This window comes from Ferrimonas balearica (genome assembly GCF_019802055.1).
GTDB classification, from domain to species: domain Bacteria; phylum Pseudomonadota; class Gammaproteobacteria; order Enterobacterales; family Shewanellaceae; genus Ferrimonas; species Ferrimonas balearica_A.
Map to the genome: position 1 here is coordinate 306,239 of NZ_JAHVHW010000004.1, position 14,660 is coordinate 320,898.

Consider the following 14,660-nt stretch of genomic DNA (forward strand, 5'->3'; position numbering starts at 1 on the left):
ACGCCCCGCTCCCAGCGATGGGAGGCAAGAAACGATGGCTACGTAGCTCAGCTGGTTAGAGCACGGCACTCATAATGCCGGGGTCGCAGGTTCAAGTCCCGCCGTAGCCACCATTTTTGCGATGCGGAAGTGGCGGAATTGGTAGACGCACCAGATTTAGGTTCTGGCGCCGCGAGGCGTGAGAGTTCAAGTCTCTCCTTCCGCACCATCTGTTGGGCTATCGCCAAGCGGTAAGGCAGCGGGTTTTGATCCCGCCATTCCCAGGTTCGAATCCTGGTAGCCCAGCCATCTTTTAGATGTGCGACATTGTCGGGCATCGATTGGGTACCACCCAATCAACACGGTTTCCGTGGCTATGTAGCTCAGCTGGTTAGAGCACAGCACTCATAATGCTGGGGTCGCAGGTTCAAGTCCCGCCATAGCCACCATTTTTCGATTGCATCAGCAATCACCCCAGTTGGGCTATCGCCAAGCGGTAAGGCAGCGGGTTTTGATCCCGCCATTCCCAGGTTCGAATCCTGGTAGCCCAGCCATCTTTTGAACGACTTCGGTTGTTCCCCCCAGTTGGGCTATCGCCAAGCGGTAAGGCAGCGGGTTTTGATCCCGCCATTCCCAGGTTCGAATCCTGGTAGCCCAGCCATCTTTCGAACGACTCCGGTTGTTCACCCTAGTTGGGCTATCGCCAAGCGGTAAGGCAGCGGGTTTTGATCCCGCCATTCCCAGGTTCGAATCCTGGTAGCCCAGCCATCTTCCAAAAGCTCGCCTTGTGCGGGCTTTTGTCGTTTTTGCCCAACCAACTGACTCCTCTCGCCTTTACTTCACAACGTCACAATCAAGCCACCCACACTGCAATGACCGCCTTGGACAACAAGGGGCAAAAAAAAGCGACCCCTTTCGGAGCCGCTTTACTTGACGAGGTTGATGAATTCTCAGAACTGGTAGTCCAGCCTCACCCAGGCATTGCGTCCCGGTTCATTGACCCGGATGGTGCGCTCCTCGGGCGGCAGCATGTCATTGCCGGAGCCCGCCTTGCTGACGTGCTCGGCGTACGCTTTGTCAAAGACGTTATCGATGCCAAAGCTCAGGCGGATAGACTCACCGTGCTTCCAGGCACCATTCAGGGAGAGCACACCGAAGCCTGCGGTTTCCCCCAGGTCCTGCCCCACGATGTTGCCCTGCCCCACGGCCACGCGATCCTGGTTGTCCACCAGACGCCACAGCGCCCCGAACACCCAGTTGTCGTTCTCATAATCCAGAGCGATACGCCCCTCCAGCGGAGAGATCTGACCCAGTGCGACCTTGTCGGTGTCATTGTCACCATGGGTATAGGCCACGGTGGTAGTCAGCTTGAAGTACTGGGCAAAACGGTAGTTCATCCCCAGTTCACCGCCCCATAGAGTGGCGTCAACATTGCGCGCTGAGGGCATGTTGTTGTCGATCAGGATGTAGTCCTGGATGTCGGCATAGAACAGTGAGGCAGACAGCTCCACCGGCCCTTGGTAGATCCAGCCCACATCCAACTGAGTGGTCTGCTCCGGATCCAGAATCAGGTTTTGACCGGACTTCATGATCTCCCAGTAGTCGGCGACGCGTTGGGCATAACCCACACCGGCGTACAGCTGGTGCTGCTCCAACAGCCACTCGTAGCGGCCAAAACCGCTGACCAGGTTTTCAGTACGCTCATTGACTTTGTTGGCGCCGGACCAACTGCCCAGCAAAGTCTGCTCGTAGCGGTCATATCGGGCACCGGCCACCATCTTACCCGGGCCCACCTGCCAGTCAGACTCCAACAACAGGCCCAGGTTCTCTTTGCTGTAGACGTCCTCAAACGCATTGCCCAGCAGTTCGTCCAGGCTTAGGCCGTTGCGCATATCCTGGGTGCTGTCCAGGTAGTCGATGCCCAGAAGCAGTTCCCAATTGTCACTCGGCGTCAGTTCGAACCAGAGGTGGCCACCGATATTGGTGCGCCGAGGGTTGGCACCGGGAGCGGTATTATCCGGCTTATCGAACTGATCCATGATGTGGTCGTTCTGGTTGTAGTAACCCTGGAACTCCACCAGCTTGAGCCAATCCAGATCAGACCCTGTGCGCATCAGCAGAGTGGCGTTCTCATTGTCGATCTGTCGCGCCTTGTTGGCGCGGTCCGCGTACTCCGCCGAACCGGAGGAGAAGCCGTAGCTCAACTCCACCACCGACTCCGCATCCGGCGTCCAGCCGATGGCAGTGTGGAAGTTGTCACGGTCGTAGCTCGACTGCATGGTGTCGCCATTACCATCCTTGAAGTCATCGCTCTCGGAGTGGTTGGCATCGATGCGCCAGTAGTGGTCGGCAGTGCCGGTGACCAGCTCCATCGCGTAATCCTTACGCTCGAAGCTGCCAAAGGTCATGCTGGCGCGCCCTTCGGTGCCCGGTTCCAGCAAGCCGAAATGGTCGCGCTCAAACAGCACGGTCCCGGCAGAGCCCACCGGACCGTATTTCACGGTTTGCGGGCCCTTAATCACCTCGACCCGCTCGTAGGTATCGGGAGAGATGTAGTTGGTGGGCGGATCCATACGGCCACCGCAAGTGCCGCCCACCTGCTGGCCGTCGTTGACGATATTCACCCGGGAGCCAGCCATGCCACGCAGGGTGATGTCGCCGCCAGCGCCCCCCTTGCGGATCACATTGAAGCCGGGAATGGTGCGCAGGAAACCGGAGCCATCAAAGGCTGGCAGCGGTTGTCGCGGCAGTTTGGGATCGGTCACTACGGTCAGAGGAGATTGCATCACCTCGGCGGTGATGACCTGGTATTCGTCGCAACGGCCCTCCTCGGTACAGTCACTGTTCTTATCGGCGAAAGCCGGCATGGCCAACGCCAGGTTTACGGCCGCGGCAACGGCCAAATACTTGCTAACAGGCATGAAAACTCAATCCTTTTGATTGCTCAGCGCGGGGCAAGTGCCATGGGATAACGCCGTTTTACTCCCTTTGGGGAAAAGGCCAAGGATGGTGCGACAGGGTGCGACAATATGCCGCAGCAGCCGGTGCCTGAAGAGGCACCGGGGATCAGGATGGGAAAATGTCAGTGAGGGGAGAGACTCAGGGGCTGGACTTAGACGCCGGGGCAAAGACCCAGATCTGACTGGCAAAGTAGTTCACGCCCATACCCGCAAGCACCCCACCGACCATCGCGATATAGGGCGCCCACCCCTGGTGGCCCAGCAACATCAACAGCAGTTGAAACACCCCAAGATTGGGCAGTGCCGCCAACAGCGCACTGGTCAATGCCCGTCGCCACTGTGTCAGGCAGGGTTGCGCCGGTCGGTCGGCGAAGGTCAGGCGCCGATTGCAGTACCAGGTGGTCGTGGCGGCCACGACAAAGGCCACCACCCGAGCCAGTTGCACCGAGCTTCCCGCCACTTGCCACAACAGGATGAATACCAGGCTGTCGACACCAAACCCCACCGCGCCAACCAGAGCAAACTGCAGGAACCGGCGGCTCACTGAGTCGCCTCACAGCGGTAGAGCACCCGTTTGCCGCTCTGGCGCTGCGGCTGACACTGGTAGCTAGCGCTCTCCAGAGGCTGAGCCAGCGAGCCCGGACGGCCTGCCAGGTAGAAGGTCCCCTGCGTTGGCAGTTCAGAGAGGGAACGGGCCAGTCTGGCCTGTCCTCCGGAGTAGAACTGACCGGAGAAGGGGCGTTTCTGCCAGTAGTACAACGGCGCTTCCGGCAGCTCCGTCAGCAGCGCTTTGTCGCTCTTCTTCTCACTCAATCCGAAACCGGTCAGAGCCACCATCGCCACCACCAGCAACAGGGGCGTCACCAGACTGGCACCCGCCACGACCGGGACCTCCCGCTCACGGACCAGTGTGGCAATCAACAGTGCCATCGCCGGAATGCCCGGCAGCACATAGGCGGGCAGAATGTTGCCGGCCAGGGTAAAGAGCACCATGGGGGCAACCATCCACAACAGCAGGAAACTGACCCAGGGACGATCGATCGGCCCCAACTGACCGCGTCGACGCCATACCACCCAGGGCAGCAGCAGCGACCAGGGCAAAGCGCTGTAGAGCCAGAACAGCCAGATGGTGCCCCTGGGCTCATCGTGAGCAGAACCGTACAGGTCTCCCTGCCAGCCACTCTCCACAAAGCGAGAGAAGTGCTCTCCCACCAGGAAGTAGTTCAGGAAGCCCGGCGTGGCCTGCTCCGCCAGCCCATACCAGGGGGCGGCAACTGCCAGCATCAGCAGAGTGCCGGACAACAGCGGAAAGCGTTGCCACAGCGCCACAAACGCGCCCTTGAATCCATGCTGCATCATCAGCCAGGGCCCAACCGCCAGCGCCATCAGGACAATCACCACTGGCCCCTTGGCCAGCAGACCGATAGCCAACCCTACAAACGCCACGTACCCCCAACGGTAGTGCCCCAGCCAACCCAGAAAGAACCCCATCATCGCCAGAGTCAGCCCCAGGGTCAGCGCCATATCGGTCATCACAGCGCCAGCCGCGACGGCGAAGATGGCACAACTGGCCAGTACCAGCGCTGTCAGAGCCGGATTGATGCGTTGGCGTCGTGCAAGAGAAACCACCAGGCCCAGGGTCAGCAGTCCAGCGATCCAGTGCGGTACCCGGGCGGCAAACTCGTTGTCTCCCAGCACAGCCATGGTTCCGGCACTCATCCAGGTGTGCAGCGGCGGCTTACCCCAAAACGGCACGCCGTAATCAAACTGAGGCGTCAGCCAGTTACCGGTTTCCACCATGATGCGGGCCATCTCACCGTAGCGCGCCTCCGTGGTGTCCATCAGTGGGTAGGCCCCCAATGTCGCCAGGCGGAGCAACAGGGCAAAAGCGGCCAGGAACCAGAGGGTACGGGTGCGGATCATTGCTGCACCTCCTTGGCACGATGCAGCACGCTACGGGGCAGCTCTACCACTTCCTCCACCAGATAGTTGGGCCGCCCTTTGGTTTCGATATAGACCCGCCCGAGGTATTCACCCAGCAGCCCCATAGCAAGCAACTGGACGCCCCCGAGAGCCAGAACCGCCACCATCAGAGAGGGATAGCCTGCCACCGGCTCACCCCATATCAGGGTTTTGGCCACCACCCAGGCACCATAGAGAAAGGCGCTGATGGCGATGGTCAGTCCGGTCCAGGTGGCCAGCCGCAACGGCTTGATGCTGAAGGCGGTGATGCCATCCATCGCCAGCCCCACCAGCTTGGGGTAGTTCCACTTGGTTTGGCCCGCTTCGCGGGGGTCGCGGTCAAACTGGAGTGTCACCTGACGAAAACCCGGCCAGGCAAACAGTCCCTTCATGTAACGACTGCGCTCTGGCAGCGCGTTAAGTTGGTCCACGACCTGACGGCTCAGCAGGCGAAAGTCGCCGACATTCTCCGGAATGGGCATATCGGACAACCAGTTGAGAATGCGGTAGTAGGCCGCCGCCGAGGTGCGCTTAAACCAGCTTTCCCCCAATCGACGACGCCGCTGCATATTGACCACGTCATACCCTGCCCGCCATTTGGCCAGCATCTCAGGGATCAATTCCGGTGGGTCCTGAAGGTCGGCATCCAGCAGGATCACCGCCTGCCCCCGGGCGTAAGCCAGGCCAGCACTCATGGCGGCCTCTTTGCCAAAATTGCGACTCAGTGAGAGACACAGGTGGTCACTGCTGCTTCTGGGCAGGCGCTGGGCCAGTTGATGACTGTCATCGGCGCTGCCATCGTCCACATAGACGATCTCACAACGGTCAGGCAGCGCATCCAGCACTGCGGTCAAACGTCGGTGCAGCACTGGCAGCACTTCGGTTTCGTTATAGAGGGGAACTATCACACTCAGGGTGATGGGGGCGATTTCATCCGCAGGTAGCGCTTTCAGTTTCAGCATCGCTCTCTCACAATGTTGGCAAGCTGGCCGAGTGGCCGGTGGCGCCCATTCTCCAAACCCATCGTGAAAAAAACGTCGTCGACATTTTTTTCACGATGGCGGCGGCACCTTAACGACAGTGAACAGCGCGGTATGAAAGAACAGGTGTTAAAACGACTTCTACTGGTGGAAGACAACCGGGACGTGGCGGGAATCATCTTTGATTTCTTTGAGGCACAGGGGGTGGTGCTGGATTACGCCGACAATGGTGAGTTGGGCCTGAAACTGGCCCGGGAGCAGGATTTTGATGCCATCATCCTGGACCTGATGCTGCCCAGAATGGATGGCCGAACCCTGTGCAAGGCGTTGCGTCAGGAGGGCAAGCGTACCCCCATTCTGATGCTGACCGCTCTGGGCAGCCGGGAGGACACCCTTATCGGCTTCGACTGTGGCGCAGATGACTACCTGGCAAAACCCTTTGATCTGGACATTCTGCAGGCCCGTCTCTGTGCACTGGTACGACGCTACCGGGGTCAGGTGACGCCGCTGGAGCGCCAGTTTGGGGAGCTGGTGCTGAACCCGCGAACCCGGACCGCGACTCGACAGGGGCGCCCTCTGGCCCTGAATCCCACCACCTACACGATCCTGGACCTGCTCTGCCGCTCAGCGCCAGAGATCGTCACCCGGGAAACCCTGTGTGACACGCTCTGGCCGGATGGTGAACCCAATAACGAGGTGCTGCGCAGCCACATCTACCAGCTGCGTAATCAGCTTGATCGTCCCTTTGCCATACCGATGCTGGTGACCGTACCCAAGATCGGCTTTCGCCTGGAGATCCCGGAATCATGAAGCGCAGTTCCACCTCAACCATGACACGAAAGCTGGCGTTGGTCTTTGCCGGACTGGCGGTTCTGGTCGGCCTGGTGCTCTACCTGCTGATCCGTGAAGCGATCATGCTGGCAGAGGATAACGTCAGCCTGCGCCATCTGGAGGCCAATCGCGGGTTCGCCGAGGCACTGTACCTGACTGGCGCAACCGGCCCTCAGCAGTTGGATGAAGTGACCTTTGCCTACAACGACCCAGCTGCGCTGCCAGCGTTTATTCCGGATCAGTATCGTTATGCGGTCCGCGAGCAGGCAGAGATTCAGACCGACTATGGCGAGTTTTTCATTCTGGTTGACCGGTACTACCAGGGCGATGAGCAAAAGCCCATCTATCTTCTTGCACACGCCGAACCCCTGGAGTTAACCGAACATGAAGGGGGGTTGATTAGCCTGGTGATCATCGCGATCACAGCGATACTGCTCTCCAGCCTGGGCGCGGTGTTGATCCGACTGTCGGCGAGGCTGATCAAACCGGTCAACGACCTGAGTCATCAATTGGTGGCGCACCAGGGCGATCCAGAGCGCCCCTTTACCATTACGCCCGGAGCAGCCCGGGAGTTCCAGATCCTCACGGATGAGTTGAACCATTATCGCCGTGAGGTTAATCGCCTGCTGAAGCGAGAGCAGGCATTTGCCCGCTACACCAGCCATGAGTTGCGTACCCCGCTGACCATCATCCGTGGTGCCGCCCGTTTGTTGGACAGCGGTGGAGAGCCCGCCTTCAGGCAACGTCAGCAGCAGCGCATCGTCAGTGCCGCAACCCGAATGGAGGAAACCGTGGAGGCGCTGCTCAGCTTGGTGCGTTACGAGCGCCATGAGGAGCGTCTTAGCCGGTTACTGAGCCAGGCGGAACTGGAGGCGATTCTGGAACAGAACCGGCCCGCCGCTCAGGGTAAGCCAATCGAGTTTGCCCTGACGGTAACCGGCGAACCCACCATTGAGGCGAGTGAAGCGGTGGTGGCCATGGTGGTAGGTAACTTGGTGCGAAACGCCATCGGCGCCACACCGGAGGGGACCATTCAGATCCATCAGGATTGGGAGAGCCTGACCATCAGCGATCCCGGTCTGGGACTGGACGAGTCACAAGGTTCCGATGAGGGGCATGGGCTGGGGCTGCTTATCGTCACGGATCTCTGCCACCGCTACGGCTGGCAATTTAGCCTGGAGAACCGTCCTGAAGGGGGGTGTCAGGCACAGATCCGGTTTGGGCCGCCAGCAAGCCGCTGAGGCGCTGGTAACGCTCCAGCAGCAGCGCCATCTGGTACAGCACAAAGCCCGCCCGGTTGGGCTGTTGCTGCATCAACTGCTCCGACAGCCAGCTTGACGCTTCATCCAGCTGCGGTGGCCACTTGTGGGGCTGCCCCTCCAGGGTCGCCGCCCAGACCTTATAGGCCTCATCGAAGCTCTGTCGCAGGCGCTCAGCCACTTCCGGCTCCAGCACCACACCACGACGGGCAAAGGGCACCACGGCGTTAATCTGGCTCATGGCCCCCTTGTACTGAGCCAGCAACGCCAGGCTGGTGGCCTCATCACGGTAACCCGGTTCCTGTTTCATCTGCTGGAAACTGGCGGTCAGGCTGATGCCCTGTTCGTAAGCCAGGCGACGGCTTCTGGCCAGTTGCACCGGTTCAACCTCTTTTCCCTCAAGCGCCATCAGCACCCGTTGCAGGTAGCGATGGAGATGGGCCAGCGCCTGCTTGCGCAAGACATTCTGGCGGCCCCCCTGCCACTGTGGCCAAAGCCAGCGGAATGCCACAAACACCAACACGCAGCCAATCAGAGTATCCAGCATTCGCGGCAGCAGGATGGCATCGCCCCCCACCCCAAAGTATTCGAACATCAACACCAACATGGTGGTGGCGCTGGTGATGGTTAATCCGTGGTGGATCGGCCTCAGCGCCAACGTCACCGGCACCAGCAGCAGGGCCAGAACCAGCGCCGCTTCGGCGTGGAAACCCAACCACACCAGCAGGGCGCCGATGGCCAGCCCGGCAAAGGTGCCCGCGGCCCGTTGCCCCACCCGATTGCGGGTAGCCACATAGCTGCTTTGGGTCACCATCACGATGGTGGTCAGAATCCAGTAACTGTTGTCGAGCCCGATAGCGCGGCTGATCGCTGAGCCGGCAGCCAGCAACACCGCCAGCCGCACCGCTCCACGGGCCACTGGAGAGGACCAGCGGCAGACGCTGCGCAGGCGGGTTCGCCAATCTGGCTCCGTGACGGGCAAAAGGTCTCGCTGATACAGGGGCGCGACCCGCTCCGCCAGGCGGGAGATACGACGAACATTGCCAATCATGTAGTAGGCCACCATGCCTCGGGGGCCACCCGCTTCCGCCAGGGGCTGCAAAGCGGCAATCAAGGGTTCGGCAAACGCCTGGTGGCGATCATCGCTGGTCAATGGCCGCTGTTGAGACAGGTCCCGCGCTAACCGCCGCAACTGCACCGCCACTGCACGGGTCCAATCACGGTAGAGCGGGTAGATGTCCGGTCGGGTAAACAGCGCCTTGGCCTGCTCCGGATGGGGGGTGGCCTGAAGCCGCTCCTGCAGATCCACCGCCGCGACAAAGGCGTTACGCAGTGGCGCAATGTCCCCCTGGCGACCAAACGCCTGCAGTTGCTGGCGACACAGCGCAATCTGCTCCCCCAGGGCGGAATCAAACTCCACCGGCAACCCCTTTGCCCTCAATTGGCCGGGCCGGTCGAGCAGGATCTTCGCCAGGCTCCGATAGGTGTCGGCCAGGCTTTGCCGCAGCGGATAGTGGCGCCAAAGCCGATACCAAAGCGCACTGAAGACCATCAACCACAATACACAGGCGCCAAAGTTCAATGCCAACAGCCAGGGCGGCCCCTGAGGTGCGGTCGCAAGGCCAGCCACCGCCATCACCAGCATTCCTATCCCCAGCCGTCCGGCCAACTCACCCCAGGCCGCCAGACCGCCCAGAACCAGCCCGAGCAGGGCAAACCAGGCGGGCAACAAGGCGGGCGTATGGTGAGTCAGGGTAGCGGTCAGGCCACTGGCCAGAACAAAGCCGCCAATGCCAAAGGCGATGCGTCGCCACCAGTGGGGAGAGGGTTGGTCAAGTGCGGACACCAGCACCGCAGGCAGTGCCAGCATCGACAGTGCGGTGGGGCCAACCAGCCCCAGGGGATAGGCCATCCCCAGGGCCAGAATCAACGCCAGCGTCAGCCGGAGTGACTGATTAAAAGCGGGATTGAACCAGAGCTTCCGCACTGGCCCTTATAGCCCCATGGCGTAACGCATCACCTGGGTTTTGACCGGTCCGGCGTTCTGCGCCGCCATCAACCCCAGGTTACGCACCAGTTTCAGTGGCAAGCGGTCATTGGAGAACAGGGTGTAGAACAGGTCCATGGTGGATTGCATCAACAGATTGTCCCGACGACGGGGACGCTCGTAACGGGCGAGCACCTCAAGGCTGTCCCAGGCTTCGCCACAGTCCAGAGCGTGGCCCAGCACTGTGGCCAGCTCCATCACATCCTTAAAGCCCAGGTTCACCCCCTGCCCCGCCAACGGATTGATGGTGTGAGCGGCGTCGCCCAACAGCACCAGACGGTCACGGAAATAGTGCTGGGCGTGCTGACGGGTCAGCGGGAAGCTGCCCCGCCCCTCAATGGTGAACTCACCCAGGCGCTCGGGGAAGGCCTGAACAATGGCCGCCTTCAGGGCGGTGTCATCGAGCCGCATCAGCTGCGCCACTTTTTCGGGGCTGTCGTACCAGACCAGAGAGCCGTGCGGACCGGCCAGGGGCAGAAAGGCGCGCGGGCCGGACGGGGTAAACTCCTGCCAGGTGATCGCCTGCTGAGGGGAGGCCGTCTTGATGTTAACCGCCAGACAATGGTGCCGGTATTGCCAGCCGGTCAGGCCGATTTGAGCGGCATCGCGTACCCGGGAACGGGCACCGTCACACCCCAGAATCAAACGCCCCTTCAGGGTTTGGTCGCCCACCGTCAGGTAGGCGCCATCGGCTTCCTGCCACACCTTTGAGGGAGCCGTTCCGGTTAACAGCCTGATGTTGCTGTGCTGGCTCATCGCCTGCCACAAGCCAAGCTGCACCACCCGGTTCTCGATGATATGCCCAAGGTGGCTGCGCCCCGTTTCGCTGGCATCGAATCGCACTTCACTACGCTGCCACTCCCAGGTCGCCAACACCTGATAAGGCGCCATCCGCATGGCAGCGATCGCCTGCCAGGCGCCAAGGTCATCAAGCAGACGCTCTGAAGCGGCGCTAATGGCGCTGACCCGCAGATCCAGCGGCTGCTCAGGCGAGAAGGGCTGGGGCTCAAAAGCCTCCACAATGGCCACCGAGAAACCTCGCTTGGCCAGGGCACAAGCGCTGGCGGCCCCGACCATGCCGGCGCCCACAATCAGGATGTCGTACTGCTCCATATCGATGCGATTTCAGAACGGTAAAAAGATGGCCCCATTCTATGTCAAAAGCCGGGGTTAAGTAATAAAAGGTCAATGACAGCGATTCTACTCACATCCGCTTACATCTGACCCGGAGCAAGACGCAACCGACCTCTATGCTCAACCTGTCTGAGTAAGGGAAGAGACCAAGGAGACACTGTTATGAAACCGCTCCCGCTGATTCTGAGTTTGACGTTGATGGCCCCGATCGCCCAAGCGGTTGACGCCCAATACACCGTTTACGGCCAACGCGAAAGCAATTCCATCGTGGATGAGATCAACCTCGCACGCGCCACCATCCGTTATGAGCTGGTACTGGACATCCAGCGCCAGGTTCATGACACCCTGTCGCAATGGGGCGAGCATTATCAGGTGGCCCAAGAGTCTGAAGAGGAAGAGATTCACGCCAACGGCACTGCCGACATGGCTTTCAACCCCCGTCACTGCCAACCCTGAGGCCGCGCAACAACTGGCCAGCGTCGACATTCGGGTATAAAATACTTCGCTATTTTTTCCGGAGCGACGCTGATTGATGAGCAAAAAACTGCACATTAAGACCTGGGGCTGCCAGATGAACGAGTACGATTCAGCCAAAATGGCGGATCTGCTTGATGCTTTTGGCGGTTACACCCTCACCGAAGAAGCCGAAGAGGCGGATGTTCTGCTGCTGAACACCTGTTCCATTCGCGAAAAAGCGCAGGAAAAGGTGTTTCACCAGTTGGGCCGCTGGCGCCCGCTGAAGGACATCAATCCGGGCCTGGTGATCGGTGTTGGCGGCTGTGTGGCCTCCCAGGAAGGCGATGCCATCCGTGAGCGCGCTCCCTACGTTGATATCGTATTCGGTCCGCAAACCCTGCACCGTCTGCCTGAGATGATCGCTAAGATCCAGGCTGGTGAGAAAGGCGTCGTGGATGTCTCCTTCCCCGAGATCGAGAAGTTTGACCGTCTGCCGGAGCCCCGCGCAGAAGGCGCCACCGCGTTTGTTTCCATCATGGAAGGCTGTAACAAGTACTGCACCTTCTGTGTGGTGCCCTACACCCGTGGTGAAGAGGTCAGCCGTCCGCTGGACGACGTTCTGTATGAGATTGCCCAACTGGCGGAACAGGGTGTCCGTGAGATCAATCTGCTGGGTCAGAACGTGAACGCCTACCGTGGCGAAACCCACGACGGTGAGATCTGCCGCTTCTCCGATCTGCTGCGCTACGTCGCCGCCATCGACGGCATCGACCGCCTGCGTTACACCACCAGCCACCCGGTTGAATTCACCCAGGACATCATCGACGCCTACGCCGATGTGCCAGAACTGGTGGACTTCCTGCACCTGCCGGTTCAGAGCGGTTCCGATCGCATCCTGACCATGATGAAGCGCAACCACACCGCGCTGGAGTTCAAGTCGATCATCCGTCGTCTGCGTAAAGTGCGTCCGGATATCCATATCAGCTCCGACTTTATCGTGGGTTTCCCCAACGAAACCGACCAGGATTTCGAAGACACCATGAAGCTGATCGCTGACATTGAGTTCGATCAGAGCTTCTCCTTCATCTACAGCCCCCGCCCGGGCACCCCGGCGGCCGATATGGTGGATGACGTGTCTGAAGAGACCAAGAAGCAGCGCCTCTACATCCTGCAGGAGCGCATCAACCAGCAGGCGATGCAGTTCAGCCGCCGCATGCTGGGCAGCGTGCAGCGCATTCTGGTTGAGGGCGTCTCCAAAAAGAACGCCATGGAGCTTCGGGGTCGCACAGAGAACAACCGTGTGGTTAACTTTGAGGGTGACGTCGAACTGATCGGGACCTTTGTGGATGTGGAGATCACCGAGGTGTTGCCCCACTCTCTGCGTGGTAACCTGATCCGTACCGAACAGGAGATGGACCTGCGCCGCGAGCTTCGCCCCGCAGAGATCCTGAAGAATCGCCCCAACGGTCAGCCGGACGAGTTGGGCGTGGCGACTTACCAGCCCTAAAGGGACACTGTGAGCAATAAACTGCTGACCTTAGAGGTCTTTCTAGAGCCTGCACATAACCAGCGACTGGCTGCGCTGTGCGGGCCGTTTGACGATAACCTGAAGCAGATTGAGCGCCGCCTCGGCGTCGAGATCAGCTACCGTGGCAACCACTTTGTCGTCGTCGGCCAACCCCATCGTGCCCAGGGCACCATTGAGCTGCTGAAGACGCTGTACGTGGATACCGCCCCAGTGAAAAACCAGCTTCCGGACCTGGATCCGGAGCGGGTGCACCTGGCGATTCAGGAACTGGTGGCGCTGGAAGCGGAGGACGACAGCGCCATGGGCAAGGAGGTCTTCTTCAAGACCAAGCGTGGCGTGCTGAAGCCCCGCAACCCCAACCAGGCTCAGTATGTCCGCAACATCATTACCCACGATATCTGCTTCGGCATCGGCCCGGCCGGTACCGGTAAAACCTACCTGGCGGTAGCAGCAGCGGTAGACGCGCTGGAACGTCAGGAGGTGCGCCGCATCCTGCTGACCCGTCCTGCGGTGGAAGCGGGCGAAAAACTGGGCTTCCTGCCCGGTGACCTGTCTCAGAAGGTTGACCCCTATCTGCGCCCCCTTTACGACGCCCTGTTCGAGATGCTGGGCTTTGAGCGGGTGGAGCGACTGATTGAGCGCAATGTCATTGAAGTGGCCCCGCTGGCCTACATGCGTGGTCGTACCCTCAATGACGCCTTTATCATTCTGGATGAGAGTCAGAACACCACCGTTGAGCAGATGAAGATGTTCCTGACCCGTATCGGCTTTAACAGCCGTGCGGTGATCACCGGTGACATCACTCAGGTGGACCTGCCCCGGGGCGCCCGCTCCGGTCTGCGTCATGCCATTGAGGTACTGCGCGACGTCGACACCATCAGCTTTAACTTCTTCCAGAGTGGCGACGTGGTACGTCACCCGGTGGTGGCTCAGGTGGTGGAAGCCTACGAGGCTTACGAGGAAGCTGAGCGCAGCAAGAAAGCGGAGCAGGAGCGTCAGCGCCGGACCGAGCAACTGGCAGCGCAAAATCCGGATGAGGCCCAATAATGGATCTGGATCTGCAACTGGCCATTGAGGCCGACAACCTGCCCTCCCAGGCCCAGCTGGAAGGCTGGGCCGCTCTGGCTCTGGCCGACCGTCCCGATGCCGAGCTGACCATCCGCATCACCGACGAAGCGGAAAGCCAGCAGCTGAACCGGGACTACCGTGGTAAAGATAAGCCTACCAATGTCCTCTCTTTCCCCTTCGAAGCCCCGCCGGGCATCGACCTGCCGCTGCTGGGCGATCTGGTGATCTGCGCAGCTGTTGTGGCTCGGGAAGCGGAGGAGCAGCACAAGGCACCGATGGACCATTGGGCCCATATGGTGATCCATGGTTGTCTGCATCTGATCGGCTACGATCACATCGAGGATGACGAGGCGGAAGAGATGGAATCGCTTGAGCGTCAACTGCTGGCGCAGATCGGCATTGCCGATCCCTATCAAGAGCGGTAATCTCTCTGTCAGATCCAAAACCCACAGGACA

The 14,660-nt window shown here is 60.3% G+C and carries 12 protein-coding genes and 7 tRNA genes; 13 read left to right on the forward strand and 6 right to left on the reverse strand.

What is annotated here, in order from left to right; genetic code table 11:
* Positions 1–36: 36 nt before the first annotated feature.
* The 7 genes from KUV52_RS02285 (at position 37) to KUV52_RS02315 (ending at position 747) form a co-directional block, all read left to right on the forward strand.
* Positions 37–113: transfer RNA gene (locus KUV52_RS02285), tRNA-Met, on the forward strand.
* 10 nt (positions 114–123) lie between these two features.
* Positions 124–208, forward strand: a tRNA-Leu gene (locus tag KUV52_RS02290).
* Between the two features lie 5 nt (positions 209–213).
* Positions 214–288 (forward strand) — tRNA-Gln (locus tag KUV52_RS02295).
* A 63-nt stretch (positions 289–351) separates the two neighbouring features.
* A tRNA-Met gene (locus tag KUV52_RS02300) sits at positions 352–428 on the forward strand.
* A 30-nt stretch (positions 429–458) separates the two neighbouring features.
* Positions 459–533 (forward strand) — tRNA-Gln (locus tag KUV52_RS02305).
* 32 nt (positions 534–565) lie between these two features.
* A tRNA-Gln gene (locus KUV52_RS02310) sits at positions 566–640 on the forward strand.
* A 32-nt stretch (positions 641–672) separates the two neighbouring features.
* Positions 673–747 (forward strand) — tRNA-Gln (locus KUV52_RS02315).
* Between the two features lie 182 nt (positions 748–929).
* On the opposite strand, the gene KUV52_RS02320 is transcribed toward KUV52_RS02315, so the two are convergent.
* The 4 genes from KUV52_RS02320 to KUV52_RS02335 form a co-directional block, all read right to left on the reverse strand.
* Positions 930–2,900, reverse strand: coding sequence for a TonB-dependent copper receptor (locus tag KUV52_RS02320; protein ID WP_222524316.1), 1,971 nt, complete (start codon positions 2,898–2,900; stop codon positions 930–932).
* A 178-nt stretch (positions 2,901–3,078) separates the two neighbouring features.
* A complete protein-coding gene (locus KUV52_RS02325; RefSeq protein ID WP_222524317.1) occupies positions 3,079–3,483 on the reverse strand; it encodes a GtrA family protein in 405 nt (134 codons plus the stop codon).
* Positions 3,480–4,862 carry an ArnT family glycosyltransferase gene (locus tag KUV52_RS02330; RefSeq protein WP_222524318.1) on the reverse strand — a complete coding sequence of 461 codons (1,383 nt, stop codon included), beginning with the start codon at positions 4,860–4,862 and terminating at the stop codon, positions 3,480–3,482. Before KUV52_RS02330 ends, KUV52_RS02325 begins: the two co-directional genes overlap by 4 nt.
* Positions 4,859–5,863 carry a glycosyltransferase family 2 protein gene (locus tag KUV52_RS02335; protein ID WP_222524319.1) on the reverse strand — a complete coding sequence of 335 codons (1,005 nt, stop codon included), beginning with the start codon at positions 5,861–5,863 and terminating at the stop codon, positions 4,859–4,861. The genes KUV52_RS02330 and KUV52_RS02335 overlap by 4 nt, the downstream gene beginning before the upstream one ends.
* A 132-nt stretch (positions 5,864–5,995) precedes the next feature.
* Between KUV52_RS02335 and KUV52_RS02340 the strand changes: the two genes are divergently transcribed.
* Positions 5,996–6,691, forward strand: a complete 696-nt coding sequence (locus KUV52_RS02340) for a response regulator transcription factor (RefSeq protein ID WP_222524320.1) — start codon at positions 5,996–5,998, stop codon at positions 6,689–6,691.
* Complete coding sequence (locus KUV52_RS02345; protein ID WP_222524321.1) at positions 6,688–7,953, forward strand: sensor histidine kinase; 1,266 nt, start codon at positions 6,688–6,690, stop codon at positions 7,951–7,953. The genes KUV52_RS02340 and KUV52_RS02345 overlap by 4 nt, the downstream gene beginning before the upstream one ends.
* Here KUV52_RS02345 and KUV52_RS02350 read toward each other — a convergent pair.
* Together KUV52_RS02350 and KUV52_RS02355 are read right to left on the reverse strand one after the other, a co-directional pair.
* Positions 7,883–9,958, reverse strand: coding sequence for an FUSC family membrane protein (locus KUV52_RS02350; RefSeq protein WP_222524322.1), 2,076 nt, complete (start codon positions 9,956–9,958; stop codon positions 7,883–7,885). The two genes, KUV52_RS02345 and KUV52_RS02350, sit on opposite strands and share 71 nt — an antisense overlap.
* A 6-nt stretch (positions 9,959–9,964) precedes the next feature.
* Positions 9,965–11,131: an FAD-dependent oxidoreductase gene (locus KUV52_RS02355; RefSeq protein WP_222524323.1), complete on the reverse strand. Its 1,167-nt coding sequence runs from the start codon at positions 11,129–11,131 to the stop codon at positions 9,965–9,967.
* A 183-nt stretch (positions 11,132–11,314) separates the two neighbouring features.
* On the opposite strand from KUV52_RS02355, the gene KUV52_RS02360 reads away from it, so the two are divergent.
* The 4 genes from KUV52_RS02360 (at position 11,315) to ybeY (ending at position 14,629) form a co-directional block, all read left to right on the forward strand.
* A complete protein-coding gene (locus KUV52_RS02360) occupies positions 11,315–11,608 on the forward strand; it encodes a hypothetical protein (protein ID WP_222524324.1) in 294 nt (97 codons plus the stop codon).
* Positions 11,609–11,684: 76 nt separating this feature from the next.
* Positions 11,685–13,115, forward strand: a complete 1,431-nt coding sequence (gene miaB / locus KUV52_RS02365) for a tRNA (N6-isopentenyl adenosine(37)-C2)-methylthiotransferase MiaB (protein WP_222524325.1) — start codon at positions 11,685–11,687, stop codon at positions 13,113–13,115.
* Positions 13,116–13,124: 9 nt separating this feature from the next.
* Entirely contained in the window at positions 13,125–14,183 is a 1,059-nt protein-coding gene (locus KUV52_RS02370) for a PhoH family protein (RefSeq protein ID WP_222524326.1), read from the forward strand.
* Positions 14,183–14,629, forward strand: a complete 447-nt coding sequence (ybeY, locus tag KUV52_RS02375; protein ID WP_222524327.1) for an rRNA maturation RNase YbeY — start codon at positions 14,183–14,185, stop codon at positions 14,627–14,629. Before KUV52_RS02370 ends, ybeY begins: the two co-directional genes overlap by 1 nt.
* The last annotated feature ends 31 nt before the right edge of the window (positions 14,630–14,660 follow it).

Excerpts from the sequence above, each read along its gene's own strand:
- KUV52_RS02320 (WP_222524316.1), bottom strand. The coding sequence starts at position 2,900 with ATGCCTGTTAGCAAGTATTTGGCCGTTGCCGCGGCCGTAAACCTGGCG.
- KUV52_RS02330 (WP_222524318.1), bottom strand. The coding sequence starts at position 4,862 with ATGATCCGCACCCGTACCCTCTGGTTCCTGGCCGCTTTTGCCCTGTTG.
- KUV52_RS02335 (WP_222524319.1), bottom strand. The coding sequence starts at position 5,863 with ATGCTGAAACTGAAAGCGCTACCTGCGGATGAAATCGCCCCCATCACC.
- KUV52_RS02340 (WP_222524320.1), top strand. The coding sequence starts at position 5,996 with ATGAAAGAACAGGTGTTAAAACGACTTCTACTGGTGGAAGACAACCGG.
- KUV52_RS02345 (WP_222524321.1), top strand. The coding sequence starts at position 6,688 with ATGAAGCGCAGTTCCACCTCAACCATGACACGAAAGCTGGCGTTGGTC.
- KUV52_RS02355 (WP_222524323.1), bottom strand. The coding sequence starts at position 11,131 with ATGGAGCAGTACGACATCCTGATTGTGGGCGCCGGCATGGTCGGGGCC.
- KUV52_RS02360 (WP_222524324.1), top strand. The coding sequence starts at position 11,315 with ATGAAACCGCTCCCGCTGATTCTGAGTTTGACGTTGATGGCCCCGATC.
- miaB (WP_222524325.1), top strand. The coding sequence starts at position 11,685 with ATGAGCAAAAAACTGCACATTAAGACCTGGGGCTGCCAGATGAACGAG.
- ybeY (WP_222524327.1), top strand. The coding sequence starts at position 14,183 with ATGGATCTGGATCTGCAACTGGCCATTGAGGCCGACAACCTGCCCTCC.